This window comes from Actinoplanes hulinensis, assembly GCF_019429605.1.
Classification (GTDB): domain Bacteria; phylum Actinomycetota; class Actinomycetes; order Mycobacteriales; family Micromonosporaceae; genus Actinoplanes; species Actinoplanes campanulatus.
In genome coordinates this window covers 289,388-312,703 of the sequence record NZ_JAHXZI010000006.1, presented here as the reverse complement: position 1 = coordinate 312,703, position 23,316 = coordinate 289,388, and the positions used below count along the sequence as shown (strand labels likewise).

Genomic DNA, 23,316 nt, shown 5'->3' with positions numbered 1-23,316 from the left:
CCGGACGTCCTGTGCGCCCGAGCGGGCCGTCTCCCCGGTGGTCCGCGCCGCGTCCCGGGCGATCCCGCGCACCTCGCCGGCGGCGTGCCGGACGGTGCCGCCGAGGTCGCCCTTCCGACCGGTCGGACGCAGGCGACGGTCTCCGGTGTCTCGTCCGGGTAGCCGGCGTAGGTGTAGTCGACGGGGCGGCTGTTCTCTCGGCTACCCCGTCCACAGCCGTCGATTCCTCTCCGGTTGTGACGCATGACGCGAAGTTCCGGCTGCCAGAACTCTTGATCATGGGTACGGCGTACCGGCCGGTACACCCGCCGGCCTTTGTTAGGGTCGGCGACCGTGAGCGAACTCAGCGGTACACGGGTCATCGGCGGCCGGGCCTACGACTTCTCCCGGCAGGTCGTGGTGATGGCGATCGTGAACCGTACGCCGGATTCGTTCCACGACAAGGGCCGGACCTTCGCGCTGGAGAAGGCGACCGAGGCGGTCCGGGCGGCGGCCGCCGACGGCGCCGACTGGATCGACATCGGCGGTGTCCCGTTCGCGCCCGGCCCGGAGGTGACCGCCGCCGAGGAGCTGGACCGGGTGCTGCCGGTCGTCGAGGCGGCCCGCGGTCTGGCCGTGGTGTCGGTGGACACGTTCCGTCCCGAGGTCGCCGCCGAGGTGATCAAGGCGGGTGCCGGGGTCGTCAACGACACGTCCGGGCTGCGTGATCCGGCGATGGCCGATGCCGTGGCGGGGACGGACGCGCAGCTGGTGATCTGTCACAGCCTGGCCGCGCCGCGTACCGAGTATCCCCGGCCGCGGTACCGGGACGTGACCGCGGAGGTGGGCGCGTTCCTGCGGGAGAAGGTGGAGCTGGCGCTGTCCCGCGGGGTCCGCCCGAACCAGATCATCATCGATCCGGGTCACGACCTGAACAAGAACACCCACCACTCGCTGGAGCTGACCCGGCGGCTGGACGAGATCGCGGCGATCGGCTATCCGATGCTGGCGGCGCTAAGCAACAAGGACTTCATCGGCGAGACGCTGGACCGGCCGCAGCAGGAGCGACTGGCCGGCACGCTGGCCACGGTGGTCTTCTCGATCATGCGGGGCGCCCGGATCATGCGGGTGCACGATGTGCGGGCGAACCACGACGCGATCCGGATGACCGAGGCGATGCTGGGCTGGCGGGAGCCGGCCTACACCCGCCACAACATGTGACGGCTCACTCCTGGTCGTAGGGCAGGGTGCCCAGGAGGTCGGTCATCCACGGCTGGGGTGGCACCGCGTCCGGCCCCAGCACCCGCATCGCCCCGAGCACGGTGATCAGCATGCCGCTGGCGAAGAAGTCCCGTGCCTGCTCGGCGGTCGCCCCGGTCAGCTCGCGGACCAGCATGAACATGTTGCCGTAGCACTGGCGGACCGCGTCGCCGAGGCCGGGGTCGGACCCGGCCGTGAACCCGTGCAGCAGCACGACCAGCAGGTCCCGCTCGGCCAGCAGCGCCTTGAACGCCTTGCCCAGCCCGGGGAGTGTGGGATCGACGGCGGCCGCCTCCCGCCAGATCCGCTGCACCCGGTCGGACGCGTGCCACATGGTGGCCAGGAACAGCTCCTGCTTCGTGCCGAAGATCCGGATCACGTACGGCTGGGAGACGCCGGCGATGCGGGCCACCTGGTCGGTGGTGGTGCCGGCGTAGCCGCCCCGCGCGAAGGCGGTGACGGCGGCCGCCACCAGTTGAGCGTGGCGTTCCTGAGCAGTGAGACGGGTCCGGGTCACGTTGACAGGTTATCAGTCGATGCTTACCGTGCTTAGTTATCAGTGGATAACAACTTCTAGGGGGAAGTTCGTGGCCACCGCCACCCTCGGCACCGCAAAGACAGTCAAGACCCGCCCGCTGGGCCTGGTGATCGCCGCCGTCGGCATCCCGGCCTTCATGGGCGCCCTCGACAACCTGGTCGTCAGCACCGCGCTCCCGGTCATCCGCACCGAGCTCGGCGCGTCCATCTCGGACCTCCAGTGGTTCGTGAACGCGTACACCCTGCCGTTCGCGGCGTTCCTGCTCACCGCGGCCGCGCTCGGCGACCGGCTGGGCCGCCGCCGGATGTACCTGGCCGGCATCACCCTGTTCACCCTGGCCTCGGCCGGGGCCGCGCTCTCCGTCGAACCGTGGCAGCTCACCGCCTCCCGGGCCGTGCAGGGCATCGGCGGCGCCATGATCGCGCCGCTGTCGCTCACCCTGCTGGCCGCCGCCGTACCGGACCGGTTCCGCAATGCCGCGGTCGGCATCTGGGGCGGCATCACCGGCCTCGGCGTCGCGCTCGGCCCGGTCATCGGCGGCGCGGTCGTCGACGGCCTCACCTGGAACTGGATCTTCTGGGTCAACGTGCCGATCGGCGTGGTCGCCCTGGCGCTGGCCGCCTTCACGCTCGGCGAGTCCTACGGCGGCGCCCGCCGGCTCGACCCGTTCGGCCTGCTGCTGTCGGCGAGCGGCATGCTGTTGCTGATCTGGGGCATCGTCGACGGCCCGGAGCGCGGGTGGACCAGCGGCCGGGTGCCACTCATGCTGAGCGCGGGCGTCGCGCTTCTCGCCGGGTTCCTCTTCTGGCAGAGCCGCAACCGTACGCCCATGCTGCCGCTGAGCCTGTTCAGGTCCCGGTCGTTCAGCCTGGTCAACGTGGTGACCCTGACCTTCTCGGCGGGCGCGTTCGGCTCGGTCTTCCTGCTCGCCCAGTACTTCCAGGTGGTGCAGGGCCTCACCCCGCTGGAGTCCGGTCTGCGGACGCTGCCGTGGACCGCGGCCCCGATGGTGGTCGCCCCGCTGGCAGGCATCTTCGGGTCCCGCATCGGGCTGCGCAACCTGATCGTGGCGGGGCAGGTGCTCCTGGCCGCCGGCATCCTCTGGATCGGGCTGGTCACCACCACCGACGCCGGGTACGCCCGGTTCATCGGCGCGTTCGTGCTGGGCGGCATCGGCATGGGCCTGACCTTCGCGCCGATCAGCACGGTCACCCTGGCCAGCGTCGGCGAACAGCAGCGCGGGGTGGCCTCGGGCGCGAACAACACGATCCGGGAGTTCGGGGTGGCGGCCGGGGTGGCCACGCTCTCCTCCGTCTTCAGCAGCCAGGGCGGTTTCGCGAGCGCCCAGGACTTCGTCGACGGTGTGGTGCCCGCGGTGCTCACCGGAGCGGCGATCCTCGCGGTCGGCGCGATCGTCGCCACCCGGCTGCCGAACCGGATCTGAAACAAGTAGAAACAGACTGTTGCATCACCGCAACATCGCTGCAACGATGACCTTCGATTCCGCGCCGCCCGGTCACGCGGGACTCGCCGGCACCGTCCTCGCCGGCGTGATCCCGCCCCGCTCTCCCCGGACCGGACGGCACGGAACCCCGCCGCCGCAGGCCTCAGCCTCGGCGGCGCGTGAGTGGTGAAGCAGCGTGTGCCGGCCCTCCGACCGGCACACTCTGCTAATCCGCGGCGGGCTCGGCTAGCCCCGCGGCGGAAAACTGAAAGTGCCGCACTTCAAGACACCCCACTTGAAGTGCTCCTTAGCGCTTCAAGAAACCCGCTTGAAGCGCTTCTCCTTCCCCTACGTCAGCCGATGTGGACCCAGACGTCGTCCAGGGTGCCGTGGAACTGGTCGTTGTTCTGGCCCACGCCCTTGCCGCCGACGGTGAACGGCTGGTTCGTCTCCACCGACAGGGTTTCCGGGACGGCGGTCACCGTCTCCAGACGGTCGTCGACCACGATCGCCAGCGTGGGGCCGGTGCGGCGGCACTCCAGGCTGTGCCAGCGGCCGTCGGCCACCGAGGTCCGGCTGCGGGCCACGTACACCGTCGTGCCGGTCCGGTCGCTGATGCCGCAGCTCGGCTTGCCGGACTGGCCGTCGACCTGGAGCTTGTACTGGCCGCCGCCGTTCGAGTAGCCCTTCTGGAGGATGTTCTCGCCCCGGCCGGTCTCCGAGGGCGACAACAGCACGCCCGCCCCGTACCGCAGAGCTCTGGTCCCGGGGTTGAGATCCGCGGTGTCGGCGGCCTGCAGGACCAGGCGCGGGCAGCTCTCGTCGGCGCACTTGGCCGGGAAACTCAGCGCCTGGCCGCTGTCGTGCGGCACCATCCGCGGCGCCCCGCCGTTGCGGGTGACCGCCCGCAGCAGGTGGCCGTGCCCGGAGCCGTCGTCGAAGGTGCCGTCCGCGATGGTCGTGTCGAAGTTGTACGCCGCCACGTCGTCCGTGGCCGCCCTCTCCATCCGCGGCATGACCCCGGTGAACTCGGCGTACCGTTTCCGGCTCACCCCGTCCACCTGGGTGAAGTCGCCGACCGCGCTGACCGAGGCGAGCCCGGCGCTGGCCGCCAGCTGCCGGGTGCCGACGATCCCGTTGGCCTGCGGCGCCCATTCGAGCAGGTTGCCCTCCCGGTCGATCGCGGCCAGTTTGCCGCGGATCACCGAGCCGTCGGTGCAGATGCCCCGTACCCCGTTGTTGGTGGTGGTGCACGCCTTGTCGAAGTGCCCGCCCACATAGATCACATCGGAGAGCTGGGTGATCGCCTGGGCGTCACCGTCGAACACCCGCGTCCAGCGGGTCTGCCCCTCCCGGGTGTACGACACCGCCCGCCCACCCTGGCCGCCGAGCGCCGCGTACACCCCGTCGGTGTGGGTGGCCAGCGCGAACACCTGGGACACCGGCTTCGGCGCGAAACTCCGGTCGAGCACGCCGGTGTCCGGGTCCACGGCGGTCAGCCGCAGTGTCGAGCGCACGTCGTTCGTACGATGGAAGCTTCCGCCCAGATAGACCCGGTCGTCGGTGACGGCGAGCGCGTTGACCGTGTCGTCGGTGGTCGGCGCCCACGCGTCCAGCGTCCCGTCGGCGGCGGTGAAGGCCGCCAGGTTGCGGCGCGGCTGACCGTCCACGGAGGTGATCCGGCCGCCCAGGTAGATGCGGCCGTGCCCGGCGGCGATCGCGTTCGGCTGCCCCACGACGGCGTGCCGGAGCGGCGTCACCTGCCCGTCCGCCTCGCCGATGCCGGCCACCGCGTCCCGCGACTCACCGTTGACGGTGTCGAAGTCGCCGGCCGCGTAGACCACTCCGTCACCGACGGCGAGCGCGCGCACGTTGGCGTCGGCGGCGGGTCTCCAGTCGCGCAGCTCGCCGGTGTGCGCGTCGAAGGCGGCCAGCCGGGTCCGCTGTTCGGTGCGCCCGTTGACCGAGGCGGTGGTGAAGTTGCCGCCGACGTAGACGGTGTCGCCGTGGTAGGCGACCGCGTAGACGGGGCCGTTGAACGAGGGGGACGTCGCCGGCCGGGACGAGACGATCTCCGCGAACGCCGTGCCACCGACCGCGACGAGAACCGTCGCGAGGCCGGTGATCATCGCACGGCGTACCACCTTTTTGCCGTTTTTGGGGATATTGACCACGTCAGAGCTAACTTCCGAGATCCGCAAAAGTCACGGCGGGCACTATGCTCCGGCGTACGCCATCGAAGGAGGGGAATCGAGTGCCGCAACGTCGCCGCACGGCCGTGACCACCGCCCTGATCGCGGTCCTGGCCGTCGCCGCCGCCGGATGCGACGGGATCGAGATCGAGGTCCCGGCCGGATCCCTGCCCGCCCCGGTCAGCATCGCGCCGGTGCCGTCGGCCTCGGCGGGTCAGCCGAAGTACGTGTGCAGCACGGTCTACAAGATCCTCACCGAGGGCGCGGTCCGGCTGGCCGAGCACACGGCCAACGACGACGCCGCGGGGTTGCAGAGGACGTTCGCCGACATGGCGAGCCAGGTGACGACCGCCGGCGAGCAGAGCACCGACCCCGCCCAGCGGACCGCCGCCGGCGAGATCGCCGCCGCCCTCACCGAGGGCTCCCGGCAGACCGACCCGGAGGCGTTCCTGACCGGCGAGTTCGCCACCATCGGCCAGAGGCTCGACGGCACGTGCCCCGAGTAGCGATGGCGGCGCGAGCCGCCATCGCCACCCCTTCGTTCACTTGTTGTTGCACCGCATCCAGGAGAAGTGGTAGATCGTCTCGATGCTGCCGTCGGTGGAGTCCATCGTCAGGTAGCTGACGTCGGTCGACGTGCCCTTGGTGACCCGCAGCTCGGTGTTGATGTTGAGATTCCGCTGCTCGCCACAGGGCCGGAAGACCTGCGAGGCGATCGGCACCTGGTCGGTGGCGATCCAGTTGTCGTCCAGCGGCGCCGCGATCGCGTGGTTGGCGTAGCTGCCGGTCGTCATGCCCTGGAAGTAGTAGTTGGCCCGCTGCTGCGCGATCGCGCCGGGCTGGAGGAACCCGTAGCCGCGGTAATCCACCTTGGCGATCGCGAAGGTGAAGCCGGCCGGCGCGTGGACCAGCACGTTGAGCTGGCAGTTCTTGCGGTTCTCGGTGACCGGTACGCCGGGGCCCGCCTGCGCCAGATAGGCGCTGTAGATCGCGGTGAACGCGGAGTTGTCCGGCGAGATCGCCACGTCGGCGGTGCCCGGGGCACAGCCCGAGCCGGCCATCGCGACCAGCTCGATGGACATCTCGCCGGCGGGCGGCGGGTCGACGATGACGATGATCGCCGAGGCCGGTGTCGCGACGAGCAGCGACGACGCCAGGAGCGCCAGCACCGCGCAACCGCGGGTTAACAACCTTTTCATTTTTTCATCCCCTTCGGGATCGGGAACGGATCGAGCTGAAGCTATTGATGAAAATCAATGGAAGTCAATCGTTGTGAGGTGATTTCTGAAGCTCACAAAGGGCACAAAGGGCCCGAAATTTCACCCCTATAGGCGGTTTTTGCCCCTGCCGAGATCATTAGCAATTCATACTTGTAAATGCCTCGGGTGCACCACTACGGTGGTCGCGGACGCGATGACCGTCGTTCTGGAATGGTTCCAGAAGCATGCCCCGTTCCCCCCGGAGGAAGTCCATGAAGAACAGCAATCGCGTGATGGCGGCCGTGCTGGTCACCGCTCTCGCGCTTCCCCTCGGCACGCCCGCCCACGCCGCGGCCGAGGCTGAGGCCGCGATCACCGTGGAGGTGATCGCCGCCAGCGGATCCGGATGCGCGCCCGGCACCGCCTCGGTCGTGAGCAACGGCGACGACACCGGATTCCGGGTCAGGTACCGGGACTTCGTGGCCGAGGCCGGCGACGGCGCCGCCCTGATCGACCGCCGCAAGAACTGCCAGCTCGGCGTCCTGGTGAGCATCCCGGACGGCTGGACCATCGCGATCGCCTCCGCCAACTACCGCGGCAAGGCGAGCCTCCGGTCCGGCGCGACCGCCCTCCAGCGCACCAGCTACTACTGGCAGGGCTCCTCCGCGACCCAGCGCAAGGACGCCGCGTTCGCCGGGCCGCTGAACGGTCTCTGGACGACCTGGGACGTCGCGCCGGTGCTCACCTACGCGGAGTGCGGCTCGCAGAGCGTCCTCAACGTCAACACCGAGCTGCGCATCGACCCGGGAACCTCGACCGGCCTCAGCACGATGTCGATGAACGCCACCGAGGGCGACGTCGACACCCTCTTCAACTTCAGTCTGTCCCACTGCTGACCCGGCCCGTCACCCGGCCGGCGAGCGGGCCCGGCCGGGTTCACCACCATCGGCGGCAAGCCCACGTAGGCTCGGTCACATGATCGATAGGCCGGTTCGCATCGGGCTGCAACTTCAGCCGCAACACATGGACTACGCCACCATCCGCCGTACCGCCTCCGAGGCCGAGGACCTGGGCCTGGACATCCTGTTCAACTGGGACCACTTCTACCCGCTCAGCGGCGAGCCGGACGGCCTGCACTTCGAGTGCTGGACCATGCTCGCCGCCTGGGCCGAGTCCACCAGCCGGGTGGAGATCGGCGCTCTCGTCGCCTGCAACAGCTACCGCAACCCCGAACTGCTCGCCGACATGGCCCGCACCGTCGACCACATCTCCGACGGCCGCCTGATCCTCGGCATCGGCTCGGGCTGGTTCGAACGCGACTACACCGAATACGGCTACGAGTTCGGCACCGCCGGAAGCCGCCTCGACGACCTGGCCGTCTCCCTGCCGAGGATCGAGTCCCGCTGGGGCAAGCTGAACCCGCCGCCCACCCGCAGGATCCCGGTGCTGATCGGCGGCGGCGGCGAGAAGAAGACCCTGCGCCTCACGGCGAAACACGCCGACATCTGGCACAGCTTCTCCGACCCTTCGACGTTGGAGCGCAAACTCGGCATCCTCGGGCAGCACTGCGCCGACATCGGCCGCGACCCCGCCGAGATCGAGATCTCGGTGATGGGCAACACCGAGAACCGCGACGAGATGTACGGACTCGGCGCCCGCCTCTTCACCGTCCACACCGGCGGCCCGAAGCCCGACCTCACCGACCTGCGCGACTTCCTCGCCTGGCGCGACAAACTCAACGCATAACCCTTCGCGGCAGGGGGTTGATCAACCCTTTCGAAGATCGACCCCCTTGGCCGGTACGTTGACCGGGTGCCGTGAGGACCGGCACGGTCGTGCAGGCGTTGACTCCTCGTCGATTCATCCGTTCGACCGGCCCTGAACGTATGTGAACCACCGTGGTTGCGTATCGGCACAACGGTGGCAACCTTTGCCAGTCCTGGCAGGGACTCTAGAATTCCACTTCGGAAAACAAAGGGTTTGAACACATATATCGGGTAATTCTCGGGCGGAAGTTGGGGCGGCGTGATGGGACGTACCACTGGACTGGTGGCTGCAGCGATCGGCCTGCTGACGGCCACGCTCGGCTTGACGTCATCACCCGTCGCGGCCCCGCGAGCCTGTCGTGCGATCGGAGCCTGCGGCAGCTCTGCCTCCGAGAACAACGCGAGCGGCGGCGACAACAACCGGGTTCGATTCGTGAATCGACTGGGGCAGACGGCCAGCGTCCGCAACTGAACCCGAAGCCGACTCGCGACATCCCGGTGCTGATCGACGACGGCGGCGAGAAGAAGCCCCTGTGCCTCACGGCGAAACCGCCGACATCTGGCACAGCTTCTTCGACCCGGAGACCCTGAAACGCGAACTCGGCGCCCGGCTCTTCACCGTTCACACCGGCGGCCCGAAGCCCGACCTCAGCGACTTCTTCTCCTGGCGCGACAAACTCGACGGGTAACGCTCACGGCAGGGGCTGGATCACCGTTTACGGCGTTCAGCCCTTGTCGCTGCCCCGCTCAGCGAGGGAAGGGATCAAAAGTAGGCCGAGATCGATTTCGATGGAGAAGGGTGCGCTCAGCTTCACGACGCCAGTGAAGACATCGCCGTCGCGGTAACGTCCCGCTGCTGGGTCGAGGATGTAGGTACAGACGACAGGCGCACCGGTCACGGCCTGCTCGACTCGCCAGTAGAACCGGATACCGGCTTTCCCGTACTGATCGGCCTTGACGATCCGGTCGGTCGTCTCCGAACCGGGCGAGACCACCTCGACCACGAGAAGCACATGCTCGGGCCGTGTCGGAGTGACGTCGATGGTCTCCGCCCGGTAAACCGTCACGTCAGGACGACGGTTGTTCAACGGCACGTCCTGCAGCCGTACATCGAAATCGGTGTCAGCGTTCCAATCCGGGCCCGCAGCGGCATCCAGGGCGTTCGCCAGAAGTCTGGCCAGGCGGTTGTGCCGTTTCGAGGCTCGCGGGCTCGCGAGGACCATCCCATCCACGATCTCGATGCCGGCGCATTGCGCTTCTGTCCACGTCGCGTATCGCTCAGCCGTCACCTGCTCACGCATCCAGGCCGGCGCGATCATCTCGGCAGTCATGTGCGCCTCCCGAATGGTGCTTCGGCTGTCGGCCCCACGATACCGCCGCTCCAGCTGCGCGGGGTCATACACCGTCGCCGGTCGCCGAAAGCGGGCGTCCGCGCTCCGCTCCCGCCGGACATCTCGCGCTCTGTTCCGCCTCGTGTTGAATGGCGACCATGAGCGTGGCAGAGCCGTCCCCGAACCGGGCAGCCGGGCCGGTGCCCCCGCTGATCCGGGCTGTGCCCGCCGACCGGGCGAAGCTCGTCCTCGAGTTCGGGTCCGGCGACGTCCGGCTCTTCGACTGTTCGCGGGACCGGCTCGTCCGGGACCACCCCGGAACCGACTGGACGGTTCTCGCCCACCCGGAGTTCTTCCGGCACCTCACGGTCGGCTCCGGGGCGGTGCACTGGGCCGGCGGTGTGACGCTGGACGCCACCTATCTGTTCGTCGCGTCGAACCCGCTGACCGGGCCGGAACGGGATCGGCAGTTCATGCGGGTCGCCTACCGGAACCAGGCCCCGACCCCACAACACCCCACCCACCACGTCTACTACTTCGAGCTCGTCCCGTTCGGCACGCGCCCATTCCTGATCGGGGAGTCCATCAACGGTGGCCACGGCGAGATGGGTGGCGCCACCACACTGCGGCTGACGGAGCTGCTCGCCTGGCCCGGATGGGAGGAACATCTCGCCCTCGCCGGCTGCGACTGGGCGGTCCCCCTGTTCCGGGCCGACGGCGCCACCGAACGTGCGGTCGTCGACGCCGTCGTCAGCGAGGTGTGCCGCCGCGCCGACACCCCGGACTCCGACATCCACGGCTACCAGGCCAAACCCCACTGATCACCTCAGCGCTCGAGCCGGTCGCGCAGCTCCCGCTTCAGCACCTTGCCGCTGACCGTGCGTGGCAGCATCGGCACCAGCTCGAGCCGGGTCGGCTGGTAGAACTCGGTCATCCCGGCGCCGTCGAGATAGGCGCGCAGGCCGGCGAGCGTGGGCGGTTCGCCGGCCGGGACGACGACCGCGCACGGCGCGTCGTGCCCGTGCTCGTCCTCGTAGCCGACGATGGCGACGTCCGCGACCGCCGGATGTTCCAGCAGCTCGGCCTCGACGTCGGCCACCGGGACCATCAGGATCCCGCCGACCCGGTCGGCGGCCCGCCCGGCCAGGCGGATGCCGCCGTGACCGTCCGGCAGGACCAGGTCCCCGGTGTCGAACCAGCCGTCGTCGTGGTCGGCGAGCACGTGGACCGTGCCGGTGTCCCGCCCGACGAGCGCGATGCAGAGGGCGGCGCCACGGACGTACAGCCGGGCGGGGTTCTCCTTGGAGAGCGTGCCCTCGACGCGCAGGTCGAGCTCCAGGGTGGCCGGTGGCCGTCCGTCGCTGATGGTGGCGTGGTCGGCCGGGTCGCCGGCGCGGGTGAAGGTGCCCAGCGGCACCTCGGTCATGCCCCAGCCGGCCCGTAGCGGCACGCCGAGTTTCGCGTGGATCTCCCTGACCAGCTTCGGCGGCACCGGGGCGGCGGCACAGCACAGCAGTCGCAGCGAGGACAGATCGTCCGCCGCTTTGACGACCGCATCGAGAAAGACCGCGGCGCCCGAGAAGACCGTCACCCGCGCATCCCGGATGATCTCGGCCGCCCGGGCCGGTGACCAGGTGTCGAGCAGGACCGCCGAGCCGCCGCTGAGCAGTGGGAAGGCGAGGCCGGTGGTGATGCCGAAGATGTGCGTCAGATTGTGCGGGTTGTAGCTGACGTCGCCGGCTCCGAGCTTCTCCTCGTTCACCACGGGCGCGGCGCCGGCCTGCAGGGTGCTGGCCGTGTGCAGGACGGCCTTGGGCTCGCCGGTCGTGCCGGAGGTGAAGAGGACCACGGCGACGTCGTCCGGGTCGGCGACGCTGTGCGCCAGCGGCGACGGGTGGCCGGCGGTCCAGTCCGTGTTCCGGAAGTGGGCGTCGAAATCGATCTCGTCGCCCGACGTCGAGCCGAGCACGACCCGGTGCCGCAGGTCAGGCAGCCGGCCGGCCAGCTCGGCGAGGGATGACGCGTGGTCGAAGCCGGCCCACTCCCCCACCGTCACCACGACGGTGGCTCGCAGCTGGACGAGCATCTTCTCGAGCTCCCGCCCGCGGATGGCGGTGACCACCGGCGCCAGGATCGCGCCGGTGTGCATGACGGCGAGCATCAGCGCGGCGGTCTCCCACCGGTTCGGCATCTGGACGGCGACGACCTGCCCGGGACCGACGCCGAGCGCGCGCAGGGCCGCGGCGTACTTCTCCACCTCCGCGGCGTACCGCGACCAGGACACCACGTCGGCCGGGCCTTCGGCGTGGAAGCCGATGAGCGCGGTCGCGTCCGGCCGCTGCCGCCGGTGCCGTTCCAGATGGGTCAGCAGGTGCTCGTCGTGCCACAGCCCGAGGCGGCGATAGCCTTCGATGACGGCGTCCGCCGGGCGGATCGCGCCGGGCAGCCAGACCGGCACGTCCTCACGAGTTCTCATGGCCACACATGACGGACGCCCCGGGCGCCTCCTTCGGCGATGTGACGGATCCGACAGGGGTGCGGCGGTTGTTCAGCGGTGTCGCAGTCGCCGGCGCAGGCCGCCGGTGAGCTGCCGGTCCTCGGCGTCACCGATGGGTGGAGCACTCTCAGGAACGCTTCCGTCGTACCCTCAAAAGATCTTTTTAATCGATTTCGGTCACCATTGACGACCCTGCCGGACCGGCTCCGCGACGGCCCACACCGATACGGCGACGGCCGCCGCCAGCAGGACGGCCCAGCGATCGTGGGCGGCGGCCCAGCGTTCGTCGCCGGGTGGCACGTAGAGGGCCAGATCCGGCGGGATCCGGCTCGCCGCGATCACCAGGACCAACACGGCGGGGGCCGCCACGATGCCGCCGTTGTCGCCGGACCGTAGGCGAACGGCGCCCACCGCCAGCGCCACCCCGCCGAGCGCGGCCGCCTCCACCGTGACGCCGCCCAGCGGGAGGAGGGCGCCGTCGCCGGTGATCGTCAGGACGAGAGCCCACCAGGCCGCCGCCGCGGGGAGGATGACGCCGGCCCGGGCGGCGTACCGGAGCGGGCGCGGGGTGGGCACCGTCGCGACGGTGCGCGCGGCCGGGTCGTCCAGGAGGAACGCCAGGCCGAGCGCACCGCAGACCGCGGCGGCGCGCAGCAGGCCCACGAGGTCCTCGGCGGTCAGTTCCACCCGGAGGACGGCGGGCACGGCGACGATCGCCAGCCCCACACCGGCCGCGGCCAGGAACGCCGTCCACGGTGTGGCCCGCGCGGCCGGGAACACCAGCAGCGGCAGGACCCGTATGCTCACCCGTCGCACTGGATCCGCTCCTCGACGGGCGGCAGCGGCGGGACGGGAACGCCGAGCAGCTCACCGGCCCGGTCGGCGGAGGTGCCCGCGGCGGTCAGCTCGGCCCAGGAGCGCGCGACCGTCGCGGCGACGTCCCCGGACGGGCGCCGCAGCAGCGCCGATGCCGCCGCCATCTCGCGGTCCGGCACCGAGAACCCCACCGGGAACTGCATGTCGCCGAACGGCACACCGCCCCAGCTGGTGGCGTCGACCGCGCGCAGGCCGGCGGCCGTCTCCGGGGTCGCCTGCCCGGCGAGCCAGGCGACCAGCACGCCGCGAGCGCCGCAGACCGGGATGTGCGCGGGCGCTGTCTCATGGGTGACGACCTGGTACGCGACCAGGCCGGCCAGCGACATCTCGGACCGGCCGTCGCCCCACCGTGTGCCCACCGTGACCGCGCCGGGATCGATCCGCTGCCACTCCGCCGCCGCCGCGGCCTGCTCCTCGGCGGTCACCACCTGGCCGTCGGCCATCCGTTCCACCATGGACACTCGTTGCCGGATCACGAGCGGCCGTCCGGCCGCCTCGGCGGGCACCCCGCGGAGCACCCCGCGTACCACCGTGTCCCAGTCGCCGGTCCAAGGGCCGAAGTCGCCGAACGCGCAGTAGGTGACCGGGCCGGTCGAGCGGCAGTCCTGCATCTCGGCGGGACGCTCGGCGGCGGTGGCCCGGGCGTCCCGGACGGCGTCGCCGACCGGCAGGTACTGGGCCGCTCCGGCCCCGGCGGTGACGGACAGTGCGGCCACGCCGGCCATCACGAGGCGGCGGCTCCGGGCACCCGCGGCGACCGGCGCGGCCAGCGCCACCAGGACGATCAGACCGGCGACGTACGCCAGGTGCCAGCCGGACGGCCGCGACGTCAGCGCGACCGGCACCGGCATCGGCGGCTGCTCCAGAGCGACCGGAAGCAGCCAGCGCACGTGACCCGGCAGCGACAACCCGGCGGCATAGACGGCGACGGCCGCGGCCAGCAACAACAGGGGCGCCACGATCACGGTACGGACCAGCCGCGCCAGCAGCACCCCGGCCGCGCCGAACAGCAGCACCACGGCGGGATGCAGGGCCAGCTCGGCGGGGTCGGGGCGGCCGGCCGAACCGGGCAGCGCGGCCAGCAGCGCGATCCGGGTGGCGGTCAGCACCGCGACCAGGAGCGTGAACGGCAGCACGGCCAGCAGGAAGGCGCCGGTCCGCCACGCGGGCGGCAGCACGAGGGTGTCGTACAGCCCGGTGGTGGCGTGCCGGTCGGCGCGCAACGCCGCGAGGTTGGCCGCGATCAGCGCTCCGCCGCCCAGCACCAGCAGGGCGAGGAACTGCGTCGACCAGTCCTCGTCCTGGAGGACCGGGAACCGGTTGGCCCGGCCGGTCAGCCACCGATGGATCTCCGGGCCGGTGAACAGCAGCAGCCCGGCGATCACCGCCGGATGGCGCAGCAGTCGTACCCCCTCGGTCCGGGCGAGGGCCAGCATGGCCCGGCGCGGATCGCCCGGCCGCGGCGCGGCAGGTGTCGGCCGTTCGGCGAGCGCGGCGGTCATCGCCCGGTCCCCTCGAGAGCCGGCGAGTCGACGAGCATCAGATAGCCGTCCTCGACGGTGGGTTCGAGCAGCTCGGCACCGGCCGGCGGGTCGCCGACGTTGCGGTAGCGGCCGTCGCCGGCCCGCCAGGAGGCGAGCGCCCCGGCCACCCGGGCGCCGCTGGTCCACACCCGCCCCCGGGCGTGCGCGGCGAGATCCGCCGGGGTGCCCTCGAACCGGACCGTGCCCCCGTCCAGCACGACCACTCGCTGGCAGAGCGCCATCACCTCCTCGGTCTGGTGGGTGGACAGCAGCACCGAGCGGCCCTCGCCCAGCTCCGCGATCACCTCCCGGAACCGCAGCCGCTGCTCGGGGTCGAGGCCCACGGTCGGTTCGTCGAGGACGAGCAGGTCCGGGTCGCCGACCAGCGCCGCGGCCAGCGCCACCCGCTGCCGCATCCCGCCGGACAGCGCCCTGATCCTCCGGCCACGCTGACCGGCCAGCCCGACCGCGTCCAGCACCCGGCTCACCTCCTGATGCCGGGCGCGACGGTCGGTCAGCTCCTTGAGGATCGCCACGTAGTCGACGAACTCGAACGCGGTGAAGCCCGGATGGAAGCCCGGATCCTGCGGCAGGTAGCCGAGGCGGCGCCGCACGGCGAGCCGGCCGGCGGTGGTGCGCGGGTCATTTCCCAGGACGCTGAGCGTGCCCTGGTCGGGCGGGAGCGCGGTGGCGACGATCCGCAACAGCGTCGTCTTGCCCGCGCCGTTCGGGCCGAGCAGGCCGGTCACGCCGTCGTACAGCGTGAAGGACACATCGGTCAGTGCGGCGGTGCGGCCGTACCGCAGGGTCAGGCCGGACGCGTGGACCACGGACGTGGCCGCGGCGACGGTCACCGGAACCTCCTGGGGGATTCGAACGCCCGGTGGATCCGGGCGAGGACGACGGCGGCCAGCACGGCGGCGACCGCCGACGCGAGCTGCCCGGCCGGGACGAACACGGCTGAACCGGTGGCGCCGGCGCCCCGGGTGGCCACCACCACCGCGATCCAGCCGAGGCCCACGCAGGCGGCGGCGAGAACCGGGCCGAGCCGGGCGGTCAGCGCGAGACTGAGCAGTGTCAGCGTCAGTGCCGGCAGAAACCAGCCGAGGGCGGCCAGGCCGACGTCGGGCACGGCGAGACTCGCCACCGCGCTCAGCGCGGTGGTGGCCGACAGCACGGCCACGCAGCGCAGCAGGAGCAGCCGGAAGGTGTGCATCGGGGCGACCACGGCGATCTCGTACGTCGGGTCGGCGCGCGGCCCGAACGACAGCGCGACCCCGCAGACCGGCAGCAGCGGCGCCGCCGCCAGGAAGACCACCGGATGCAGGACGGCGGCCAGCACCGCCGTGAGGGCCAGCGTCGACACCACGGCGGCCAGCCAGGACAGTCGCAGCACCGGTGTCGCGGCGAGCAGCCGGGCGGTGTGCTCGGCCACGCCGACCCGGGTCAGCAGGCGCTCGACCGCTCCCGGGACGGGCGCGTCCAGTTCGGCGTCCAGTTTCTCCCAGCCGTCCCGCAGCACGACCGGCTGCCCGGCGGCGAGCCGGTCCCGGCAGTGCGCGCACGCCGTCAGGTGCGCCTCGACCGACCAGAGGACGGGTGGCGCCAGCGTCCGCTCCCCGTACCGCCGCAGGTCCTCGTCCGGCAGATGCCAGGCTTCCATGGCCGCCCTCCCCTCGTCGATCACGCCAACTCCTGGCGCAGTTGGCGGCGGGCCCGCATGGCTCTGGTCTTGACCGTGCCCGCGGGGATGCCGAGCAGGACGGCGGCCTCCGCGGTGGTGAGCCCGTCCAGGACGGTCGCCTGCACCACCGCGCGCAGTTCCGGGGAGAGCCGGGCGAGCGCGCCGCCGAGGTCGCCGTGTTCCACGCCGACCAGCACCTGTTCCTCGGCGGAGGGCTCGTCCTTCGACCGTCGCCGGGCCAGCAGGCCGGTCAGCCGCTGCCGGGCCCCGTGCCCCCGCAGTGCGTCGATCAGCCGGCGGGAACCGATCCGCCACAGCCATCCGGCGACGTCGCCGCCCGGTTCCCGGAACTTGGCAGTCCCCCGCCACACGGCCAGGAAGGTCTCCTGCACCACGTCGTCGACGAGGGCGTCATCGAGACAGCGGTAACGCAGACGCAGCACCAGCCACGCCGCGTGACGCCGGTAGAACGCCTCGAACGCGCTCCGGTCGCCGCCCGCGGTGCGGGTCAGCAACTCGGCGTCCGTCGGGCCGGGCCCGCGCGTACTTGTCACAACCCATCATCGGATCGGCCGCCACAAACGGTTCACGCGGCCCATCATGGATGTCGGTCCTGATCGCCAGACCCGGCCGGGAGTTCCGCGCGCTCCCCGCCGGAGGCTTCCGGTCCAGCGTCGATCAGCACCCTCCACGATCGTCTGACAGGTTCGGCGGAAACACAAAACGGCCCCCACCGTTTGGTGGGGGCCGTTCCGCTTATCTCATTCAGCGAATGAGTGTGTCAGAAGGCCGAATTGTCGCACTCGAAGGAGTCGCCGAAGTCGCTGCCGAAGCTCAGCAGGCCGTTGAGGACGCCGCCGACATCGGTGTTCTGCAGGCCGATCAGGCTCGCGTTGCCGTTCGCAGTGTTGTTGCCCATCGAACAGGCCTGGGTGACGTCGATGTCGAACCCGCCGCCACCCTTGCCACCGCCGTGCGGGCCGCCCGCGTAAGCGGCGGCGGGAGCGAGCATCAGGGCACCGGCGGCGAGAGCAGCGACGGCGAAAGCCTTACGGGTGTTGTGCTTCATGTTGACCCATGAACCTTTCAGAGTAGGGGTCCGATTTGCCCCGTAATATTAAGCATCTCGCCGAATCGTCCGCATTAAAACTTCGGGTACGAAACCTACTAGAAATACATCGACCCGACAATACGCTATAGAGAAACGGACTCTAGCTCAGTTTCAGTACTTTTCATGCACAAAAGTTTCCATATCAGCTGTAACCCTCCCGGGTGACCATTCCTGCCCCGCAAGTACCTGATCCCGGATCCGGCCGGAGCGCCGTCCCCGCGGCAGGATGACGACATGCCCTCCTCCTTCGTGGTGACCGGGGCGGCTCAGGGCGTCGGCCGGGCCATCGCCGAACGCCTGGCCACCGACGGTCACGTGGTCGTCCTGGACGTCGTCGACCGGCTCGACTGGCAGTACGACCGGGTCACGCTGGTATCCGGCGACGCCGCCGACCCGGTGGCGGCACGGCACGCGGCCGCTACCGCCGAGGCCACCGGCCCGCTGGCCGGCTGGGTCAACAACGCGGCGGTCTTCCACGACGCCGGGCTGGCGTCCGATCCGGTTCCGCGCGTCCTCGACCTGATCACCACGAACCTCGCCCTCGCCGTGACCGGCTGCCACACCGCCGTCAACCACTTCCGCGCCCACGGCCGTCCGGGCGCGATCGTCAACGTCTCGTCGCACCAGGCGCAGCGCCCGGTTCGCGGCGCGCTCGCCTACGCCACGGCGAAGGCCGCGATCGAGGGCCTGACCCGGGCGGTCGCCGTCGACCACGGCCCGGACGGCATCCGCGCCAACGCGGTCGCGCTCGGCTCGATCACCACGGCACGGTACGAGGAGTACCGTGCCGAACACCCGGAAGCCGACGCCCAGATGGCCGCACTGCACCCGCTGGGCCGGGTCGGCACACCCGGCGAGGTGGCGGCCGCCGTCGCCTTCCTGCTCTCCCCGGCCGCCGGTTTCATCAACGGGGCGGTCCTCCCGGTCGACGGCGGCCGCGCGGTCAACGGCCCCGATCCCGAGGCCCGCTGACCGGTAACGTCACAAGGCCGCGGAGCTCGCCCGCCCTGATCACAGACGGTCACCGGGCCGACCGCCACGATCGAGACACCGCCGTCCCATCGGACGATCCCCATCGGCCGGCCCCGCCCACGAGCCGATGCCTGCCGGTAGGCCAACCCCACCCGCCAACCGCCGCGTCGGCCGGCCAGCAAGCCCCACCCACGAACCACTCGCCATCGCCCCGCCGGTCAACCGGCCAGCCCACGAGCCGATGCCTGCCGGTGAGCGGGTACTCGTTCATCTGGATCTGCGGTGGGCTGGTCACCATGCCGTTGTTCGCGGCGGCGGCGATGGCCGGCTGGTCCGGCTATCCGGGTGCGCAGATCGCGACGGCGGCGCTGCCCCTGGTCTCCGCATGGTGCGCCGGTCCGGCAGTGCGGATATCCGCCGCCCGGCCCGGTCGACCGTTCAGACGCCGAGACGTGACTTGCGGGCCTGTTCATATGTCATCTGCAGTGGACGGGGATCAATATTGAGAGCATGCATCGCGTCATGATGTTGCGACTCGGCCATCAACTGTGGACCACGTAGAGCGGCGTCCAGTCCGGCCAAGTCCACCGCGCCGACACCGAGCGGGGCGAATGCCGACGGGTCGGCGCCGTATGGGCCGCGCGGCACGTCCTCCAGGTCGTGGTAGACGTTGCCACGCAGGTCGACCAGGATCTCGTTGTCGTCGTCATCCCAGTCCTCGATGACGAACCGCTGCTCGGAGACGTAGTCGTGGACGGTCGCCCCGCGGTGCAGGATCTCCACGAGCAGGGCGTCGGAGTCGTACATCTCGAACCGGGCCGCGTATTCACCGGCGCGCAGGCTCATGAGCCGGGCCAGGGTCGCGGTCTCGGCGTAGCCGCTCTCACCACGGGGGATCACCGCCCAGCGCCGCTCGGCCACCGGGATGATCACGGCCTTCTGCCGGGACTCGGCCACCGCACTACGGACACCGTCCAGGTCACCGGTGGCCAGCACGGTCTGATAGGTGCTCCCCATGGCCGCAGATCATAGTGATGATCTTGCAAAGTTCACTCCTCCGTACCGTCACAGGCCCACGGGCCGGACGCCGCGGGGCTCACCGCGCCCGAATGCCCTCCGGTTACTCCCATCGATCCGGGAACCGGCCATCGTGTGGGCAGCCGGTCCGCATCCGGCCGGGCACGATGCCAGCGCCCACTCGCTCCCGCCCGGAAGGCGCAATGCCGACGCCATCACAGACGTGACGCGGCGTGGCCGTTTCAGGTGGCTGTATATCGTGGTCGATCTTGCCCGGCTGCCCTGGGAGCTGTTCGGAGCGCTCGAGACACCTACGATCAGCCGAAATCGGTCGGCCGGCGCCCAGTGCTGACCCCGCTGGTCAAATGCCCCGCCGCCCGCGCTGTCCGGCCCGGCGGGCGCTCACGTCGCGCCGTCCGTGTGCCCGGCCTGCCGCTATGACGCGGGCGGGCGACCGCGGAAACCGTTACGTGTGCGCTGGTCGGCGCAAACGAGCCGGAGGAACCGGCAGAGGACCGGTTGACCAGCGGAGTCAGCGCTGTCTCGACTGTGGCGGGACAGGGCTGCGGGTCGGCCGGACGACGTCGGCAGTTGACGGGACGGTTGTGCGGGATGAGGGTGACCAGCCGCTCACGCCCGGCGGGCGCGGCATGGTCTGGAGTCGCAGCGCCTCGCGGGTCTATTACGGCGGGTTCGGGTAGCCGTACCGGAGAAAGGTTTTCACAGAAGCAGCGACAGCGACATGACGCACGCGAAACCGACCACCGAGATGATGGTCTCCATGACCGACCAGGTCTTGATGGTCTGGCCGACGGTCATGCCGAAGTATTCCTTGACCATCCAGAAGCCGGCGTCGTTGACGTGCGAGAAGAAGAGTGAGCCGGCACCGATCGCGAGGGCGAGCAGCGAGACGTCGGTGCGGTCGAGGGTGGTGGCGAGTGGAGCGACGATGCCGGCCGCGGTGATCGTGGCGACCGTGGCCGAACCGGTGGCGACCCTGATGCCGACGGCCACGAGGAAGCCGAGCAGCAGGACGTTGATGTTGGCGTCCCGGGCCGCGTCGGCGATCACGTTGCCGACCCCGGCGTCCACCAGGACCTGTTTGAAGCCGCCGCCCGCCGCGACGATCAGCAGGATGCCGGCGATCGGTGGGAGGGCGCCGCCGAGCACCGCGGACGTCTCTCTCCGGTCGAAGCCGGCCCGTTTGCCGAGAGCGTACATCGCGACGAAGACACCGGCGAGCAGGGCGACGATCGGTTCGCCGAGGACCTCGAGGGCGTCGCGCAGGGCGGATCCCTCGGTGAGGAGCAGTTCGGCGAGGCCGCGGGCCAGCATCAGCACGACCGGCAGCAGAATGGTCAGGATCGCGGCCCAGAAGCCGGGGTTGCGGCGTGGTCCGACCTGTTCGTCGACGAGTTCGCCGGGAGCGCTCGGGTTGGCGAGATCGCCGCGGTCGACGAAGTCCTGGCCACCGGACGGGCCGGAGGCCGGGCGGTCGGTGGCGGCGAGCAGCGCCGGCACCGGCAGCGGGACCCGCTTGGCGATGAAGTTGCCGAAGACGGGGCCGGCGACGATCACCGTGGGGACCGCGCAGATCAGGCCGAGCAGCAGGGTGAGGCCCAGGTCGGCCTGCAGGCTCTCGATGGCGACCAGCGGTCCGGGGTGCGGTGGCACGAGCCCGTGCAGCACCGACAGTCCGGCCAGGGCCGGGATGCCGAGACGGAGCAGACCGACATCGGTACGCCGTGCGACGAGCAGCACGATCGGCACCAGGAGCACAACGCCGACCTCGAAGAACAGCGGTAGCCCGATGAGCGCGGCGACACCGGCCATGGCCCACGGCAGCGCGGCCCCGGAGACGCCGTTGACGATTCGGGTCACGATGCCGTCGGCTCCCCCGGATTCGGCCAGCAGCCCGCCGATCATCGAGCCGAGCGCGATGAGCACGCCGACACCGCCGGCCGTGGTGCCGAGCCCGGCGGTGAACGAGTCGACGACCGCCTCCGGCGCGGCGCCCGCGGCCAGACCGAGGACGCCGGCGCCGGAGATCAGGGCCAGGAACGGATGCCATTTCGCCCAGGCGATCAGCAGGACGACGGCCGCGATGCCGAGCACCGCGGCGAGGACGAGCTGCGTGGTCCCGGCGTCGGTGATGGCCTCAGCGGCGATGGTCGTCATGGGGCGGCTCTACCCCATCGAAACCTGTTTCAATCCACGGTCTGGCGGGGGCGAAGATCTCGCCCGGCGAACCGGGTTCTGGTCGCGACCCGCAAAGCGGTCCCGCTGAAGCGGCCCGTTGATGCGGCCCGCATAGCGGTCGGCCCGCGGGCCGCGACCAGCGGCGCCCCCTACGCCATGATCACCGGCGGAACGGGCCGGTCAGCTGGGGCAGCGGATCCACCACCGCCGGCGCCACCTGCGCGCTGACCGGCGACGACGGGAAGACGGCCGGGCAGTGCGTGCCCTTCTTCGGGGTACGCAGCTCGACCAGGTACGTGTCGATCGCCGCCCGGGCACAGTCGCTGCGCCAGTAGGTGCCGTGACCGACCCCGTCGTAGGTCAGGAACGTGGCGCTCGGCAGCTGGCTCGCCAGGTTGGTGCCCCACTCGTACGGGGTGGCCACGTCCCACCGGCTGTTGGCCAGCAGGATCGGCGGCAGCTTGGCCGACGCCCGCAACCGGTGCGGCGGGTTGGTGACCTCCCATGGCCAGTTCTGGCAGCCGGCCAGATCGGACCAGGCCAGCGGGTTGAGCCGGGTGTGCGGGGCGAGCCGGTTCTGCGCCAGCTCGATGGCCCGCAGCACGGGGAAGGCGCCCACGTCGAAGTGGAAGTCGGAGCACATCACCGGCAGGTAGCCGTTGGGCGCGGGCTCGCCACGAGCGCTCTCTCCGCCCTCCTGGATGTAGATCAACGTTTCCGCGAGGTCGAACCAGGAGGTCGGGTTGTACATGTAGCCGAAGACCCAGCCGACCAGGTCCTCCGGCGGCAGCGGCGACCCGTCGACGATCAGCTCGCCGGCCTCGGCCCGGGCGTACAGGTCGTCGAAGTAGGCAAGGGCACCCCGCTCGTGCAGCGCGCAGGCCTCGGTCCGGTCGCACCACGAGGTGAACTGGAGGAACGAGCCCTCCATGGCGAGCGTCTCCCACTTCTGGTAGCCCGCGATGTTCTGCGCGTGGTCCATGTTCGAGTCGAGGGCCAGCGCGCGGATCCGGCCCGGGAACAGTTCTGCGTACTGCTGGCCGATCATGGTGCCGTAGGAGACGCCGTAGTAGCTGATCTTCTTCTCGCCGAGCCCGGCGCGGATGGCGTCCATGTCCCGGGCCACGCTGGCGGTGTCGACGTACTTCACCAGCGGGCCGCTCAGTTCCCGGCAGCTCAGGGCGAGGGCCTTGTTGGTGGCGCGCAGGTCGGCGTACTCCGCCTTGTCGTCCGGATAGAGCCGGATCGCCTGGGCACCGATCAGGTCACTGTCGCAGTTGATCACGCTGCTGCGGGCCTGCCCGCGCGGATCGAACCCGACGATGTCGAAGCGGTCGGTGACGGCCGGCGAGAACGCCTCACCGGAGAAGTAGGCGAAGTCGACCCCGGAGCCGCCCGGCCCGCCGGGGTTGATCAGCAGCGAGCCGATCCGCCGGGACGGGTCGGTGGCGGGCCGCTTGGCCAGGGCCAGGTCGATGGTGGGCCCGCCCGGCTTCGACCAGTCGACCGGAACCTTGATCGTGGCGCAGAGCAGACCTTCCGGGGCCCCCTCCGCCGGATCACAGCCGGTCCAGGCAATGGATGATGGTGGCGCGGCCTGAGCGGCCGCCGCCGGGACGGCCGGGCCGAGCAGAGCGAGCAGAGCGATCGGTACGGTGATGCGGCGCATGGGCAACCTCACGGGTCGGCGACAGCAACGCGACCCATTCAAGCCTGCCGATGCAACGG

General features: G+C 70.8%; 22 protein-coding genes. 8 read left to right on the top strand and 14 right to left on the bottom strand.

What is annotated here, in order from left to right; translation table 11 throughout:
- Positions 1-402 precede the first annotated feature (402 nt).
- Entirely contained in the window at positions 403-1,200 is a 798-nt protein-coding gene (folP, locus tag KZ829_RS13830; RefSeq protein WP_246635611.1) for a dihydropteroate synthase, read from the top strand.
- 4 nt (positions 1,201-1,204) lie between these two features.
- Here folP and KZ829_RS13825 read toward each other — a convergent pair whose 3' ends face one another.
- Complete coding sequence (locus tag KZ829_RS13825) at positions 1,205-1,756, bottom strand: TetR/AcrR family transcriptional regulator (RefSeq protein WP_220144270.1); 552 nt, start codon at positions 1,754-1,756, stop codon at positions 1,205-1,207.
- A 70-nt stretch (positions 1,757-1,826) separates the two neighbouring features.
- Here KZ829_RS13825 and KZ829_RS13820 point away from each other — a divergent pair, with 70 nt between their 5' ends.
- Positions 1,827-3,221 (top strand): DHA2 family efflux MFS transporter permease subunit, encoded by a 1,395-nt coding sequence (locus KZ829_RS13820; protein WP_308285470.1) that lies wholly within the window; start codon positions 1,827-1,829, stop codon positions 3,219-3,221.
- Positions 3,222-3,574: 353 nt separating this feature from the next.
- Here KZ829_RS13820 and KZ829_RS13815 read toward each other — a convergent pair whose 3' ends face one another.
- Positions 3,575-5,350 (bottom strand): LamG domain-containing protein, encoded by a 1,776-nt coding sequence (locus tag KZ829_RS13815; RefSeq protein WP_220144268.1) that lies wholly within the window; start codon positions 5,348-5,350, stop codon positions 3,575-3,577.
- A 125-nt stretch (positions 5,351-5,475) separates the two neighbouring features.
- On the opposite strand from KZ829_RS13815, the gene KZ829_RS13810 reads away from it, so the two are divergent.
- The gene (locus KZ829_RS13810; RefSeq protein ID WP_308285469.1) at positions 5,476-5,919 is read left to right on the top strand and encodes a hypothetical protein; all 444 of its coding nucleotides are present in this window, start codon (positions 5,476-5,478) and stop codon (positions 5,917-5,919) included.
- 36 nt (positions 5,920-5,955) lie between these two features.
- Here KZ829_RS13810 and KZ829_RS13805 read toward each other — a convergent pair whose 3' ends face one another.
- Entirely contained in the window at positions 5,956-6,612 is a 657-nt protein-coding gene (locus tag KZ829_RS13805; RefSeq protein WP_220144266.1) for a DUF4360 domain-containing protein, read from the bottom strand.
- A gap of 272 nt (positions 6,613-6,884) precedes the next feature.
- Here KZ829_RS13805 and KZ829_RS13800 point away from each other — a divergent pair, with 272 nt between their 5' ends.
- The 3 genes from KZ829_RS13800 (at position 6,885) to KZ829_RS13790 (ending at position 9,067) form a co-directional block, all read left to right on the top strand.
- Entirely contained in the window at positions 6,885-7,508 is a 624-nt protein-coding gene (locus KZ829_RS13800) for a DUF4360 domain-containing protein (RefSeq protein ID WP_246635559.1), read from the top strand.
- 79 nt (positions 7,509-7,587) lie between these two features.
- Positions 7,588-8,358 (top strand): LLM class F420-dependent oxidoreductase, encoded by a 771-nt coding sequence (locus KZ829_RS13795; RefSeq protein WP_220144265.1) that lies wholly within the window; start codon positions 7,588-7,590, stop codon positions 8,356-8,358.
- 553 nt (positions 8,359-8,911) lie between these two features.
- Positions 8,912-9,067 (top strand): hypothetical protein, encoded by a 156-nt coding sequence (locus KZ829_RS13790; protein WP_246635558.1) that lies wholly within the window; start codon positions 8,912-8,914, stop codon positions 9,065-9,067.
- Between the two features lie 36 nt (positions 9,068-9,103).
- Here KZ829_RS13790 and KZ829_RS13785 read toward each other — a convergent pair whose 3' ends face one another.
- Positions 9,104-9,709 carry a Uma2 family endonuclease gene (locus KZ829_RS13785; RefSeq protein ID WP_220144264.1) on the bottom strand — a complete coding sequence of 202 codons (606 nt, stop codon included), beginning with the start codon at positions 9,707-9,709 and terminating at the stop codon, positions 9,104-9,106.
- Positions 9,710-9,867: 158 nt separating this feature from the next.
- On the opposite strand from KZ829_RS13785, the gene KZ829_RS13780 reads away from it, so the two are divergent.
- Positions 9,868-10,530: a hypothetical protein gene (locus KZ829_RS13780; RefSeq protein WP_220144263.1), complete on the top strand. Its 663-nt coding sequence runs from the start codon at positions 9,868-9,870 to the stop codon at positions 10,528-10,530.
- Positions 10,531-10,535: 5 nt separating this feature from the next.
- On the opposite strand, the gene KZ829_RS13775 is transcribed toward KZ829_RS13780, so the two are convergent.
- The 7 genes from KZ829_RS13775 to KZ829_RS13745 form a co-directional block, all read right to left on the bottom strand.
- Positions 10,536-12,185, bottom strand: a complete 1,650-nt coding sequence (locus tag KZ829_RS13775) for an AMP-binding protein (protein ID WP_220144262.1) — start codon at positions 12,183-12,185, stop codon at positions 10,536-10,538.
- 198 nt (positions 12,186-12,383) lie between these two features.
- The gene (locus KZ829_RS13770; RefSeq protein WP_220144261.1) at positions 12,384-13,013 is read right to left on the bottom strand and encodes a hypothetical protein; all 630 of its coding nucleotides are present in this window, start codon (positions 13,011-13,013) and stop codon (positions 12,384-12,386) included.
- Positions 13,010-14,584 (bottom strand): hypothetical protein, encoded by a 1,575-nt coding sequence (locus KZ829_RS13765; RefSeq protein ID WP_220144260.1) that lies wholly within the window; start codon positions 14,582-14,584, stop codon positions 13,010-13,012. The genes KZ829_RS13770 and KZ829_RS13765 overlap by 4 nt, the downstream gene beginning before the upstream one ends.
- Positions 14,581-15,459 (bottom strand): ABC transporter ATP-binding protein, encoded by an 879-nt coding sequence (locus KZ829_RS13760; RefSeq protein WP_220144259.1) that lies wholly within the window; start codon positions 15,457-15,459, stop codon positions 14,581-14,583. The genes KZ829_RS13765 and KZ829_RS13760 overlap by 4 nt, the downstream gene beginning before the upstream one ends.
- Positions 15,456-16,292 carry a cupin domain-containing protein gene (locus tag KZ829_RS13755; RefSeq protein WP_220144258.1) on the bottom strand — a complete coding sequence of 279 codons (837 nt, stop codon included), beginning with the start codon at positions 16,290-16,292 and terminating at the stop codon, positions 15,456-15,458. Before KZ829_RS13755 ends, KZ829_RS13760 begins: the two co-directional genes overlap by 4 nt.
- Positions 16,289-16,843 (bottom strand): RNA polymerase sigma factor, encoded by a 555-nt coding sequence (locus KZ829_RS13750; RefSeq protein WP_308285468.1) that lies wholly within the window; start codon positions 16,841-16,843, stop codon positions 16,289-16,291. Before KZ829_RS13750 ends, KZ829_RS13755 begins: the two co-directional genes overlap by 4 nt.
- Positions 16,844-17,070: 227 nt before the next feature.
- Positions 17,071-17,358: a hypothetical protein gene (locus KZ829_RS13745; RefSeq protein ID WP_220144257.1), complete on the bottom strand. Its 288-nt coding sequence runs from the start codon at positions 17,356-17,358 to the stop codon at positions 17,071-17,073.
- A 276-nt stretch (positions 17,359-17,634) separates the two neighbouring features.
- Here KZ829_RS13745 and KZ829_RS13740 point away from each other — a divergent pair, with 276 nt between their 5' ends.
- The gene (locus KZ829_RS13740) at positions 17,635-18,372 is read left to right on the top strand and encodes an SDR family NAD(P)-dependent oxidoreductase (protein WP_220144256.1); all 738 of its coding nucleotides are present in this window, start codon (positions 17,635-17,637) and stop codon (positions 18,370-18,372) included.
- 438 nt (positions 18,373-18,810) lie between these two features.
- Here KZ829_RS13740 and KZ829_RS13735 read toward each other — a convergent pair whose 3' ends face one another.
- The 3 genes from KZ829_RS13735 to KZ829_RS13725 form a co-directional block, all read right to left on the bottom strand.
- Positions 18,811-19,389: a hypothetical protein gene (locus KZ829_RS13735; protein ID WP_220144255.1), complete on the bottom strand. Its 579-nt coding sequence runs from the start codon at positions 19,387-19,389 to the stop codon at positions 18,811-18,813.
- 720 nt (positions 19,390-20,109) lie between these two features.
- Positions 20,110-21,567: a GntP family permease gene (locus tag KZ829_RS13730; RefSeq protein ID WP_220144254.1), complete on the bottom strand. Its 1,458-nt coding sequence runs from the start codon at positions 21,565-21,567 to the stop codon at positions 20,110-20,112.
- 181 nt (positions 21,568-21,748) lie between these two features.
- A complete protein-coding gene (locus tag KZ829_RS13725; RefSeq protein ID WP_220144253.1) occupies positions 21,749-23,257 on the bottom strand; it encodes an alpha/beta hydrolase in 1,509 nt (502 codons plus the stop codon).
- Positions 23,258-23,316: the final 59 nt, after the last annotated feature.

Coding starts and splice junctions, on each gene's coding strand:
- folP (WP_246635611.1), top strand. CDS start 403: ATGGCGATCGTGAACCGTACGCCGGATTCGTTCCACGACAAGGGCCGG.
- KZ829_RS13775 (WP_220144262.1), bottom strand. CDS start 12,185: ATGAGAACTCGTGAGGACGTGCCGGTCTGGCTGCCCGGCGCGATCCGC.
- KZ829_RS13745 (WP_220144257.1), bottom strand. CDS start 17,358: ATGAAGCACAACACCCGTAAGGCTTTCGCCGTCGCTGCTCTCGCCGCC.
- KZ829_RS13815 (WP_220144268.1), bottom strand. CDS start 5,350: ATGATCACCGGCCTCGCGACGGTTCTCGTCGCGGTCGGTGGCACGGCG.
- KZ829_RS13785 (WP_220144264.1), bottom strand. CDS start 9,709: ATGACTGCCGAGATGATCGCGCCGGCCTGGATGCGTGAGCAGGTGACG.
- KZ829_RS13800 (WP_246635559.1), top strand. CDS start 6,885: ATGAAGAACAGCAATCGCGTGATGGCGGCCGTGCTGGTCACCGCTCTC.
- KZ829_RS13735 (WP_220144255.1), bottom strand. CDS start 19,389: ATGGGGAGCACCTATCAGACCGTGCTGGCCACCGGTGACCTGGACGGT.
- KZ829_RS13730 (WP_220144254.1), bottom strand. CDS start 21,567: ATGACGACCATCGCCGCTGAGGCCATCACCGACGCCGGGACCACGCAG.
- KZ829_RS13805 (WP_220144266.1), bottom strand. CDS start 6,612: ATGAAAAGGTTGTTAACCCGCGGTTGCGCGGTGCTGGCGCTCCTGGCG.
- KZ829_RS13740 (WP_220144256.1), top strand. CDS start 17,635: ATGCCCTCCTCCTTCGTGGTGACCGGGGCGGCTCAGGGCGTCGGCCGG.
- KZ829_RS13725 (WP_220144253.1), bottom strand. CDS start 23,257: ATGCGCCGCATCACCGTACCGATCGCTCTGCTCGCTCTGCTCGGCCCG.
- KZ829_RS13780 (WP_220144263.1), top strand. CDS start 9,868: ATGAGCGTGGCAGAGCCGTCCCCGAACCGGGCAGCCGGGCCGGTGCCC.
- KZ829_RS13765 (WP_220144260.1), bottom strand. CDS start 14,584: ATGACCGCCGCGCTCGCCGAACGGCCGACACCTGCCGCGCCGCGGCCG.
- KZ829_RS13795 (WP_220144265.1), top strand. CDS start 7,588: ATGATCGATAGGCCGGTTCGCATCGGGCTGCAACTTCAGCCGCAACAC.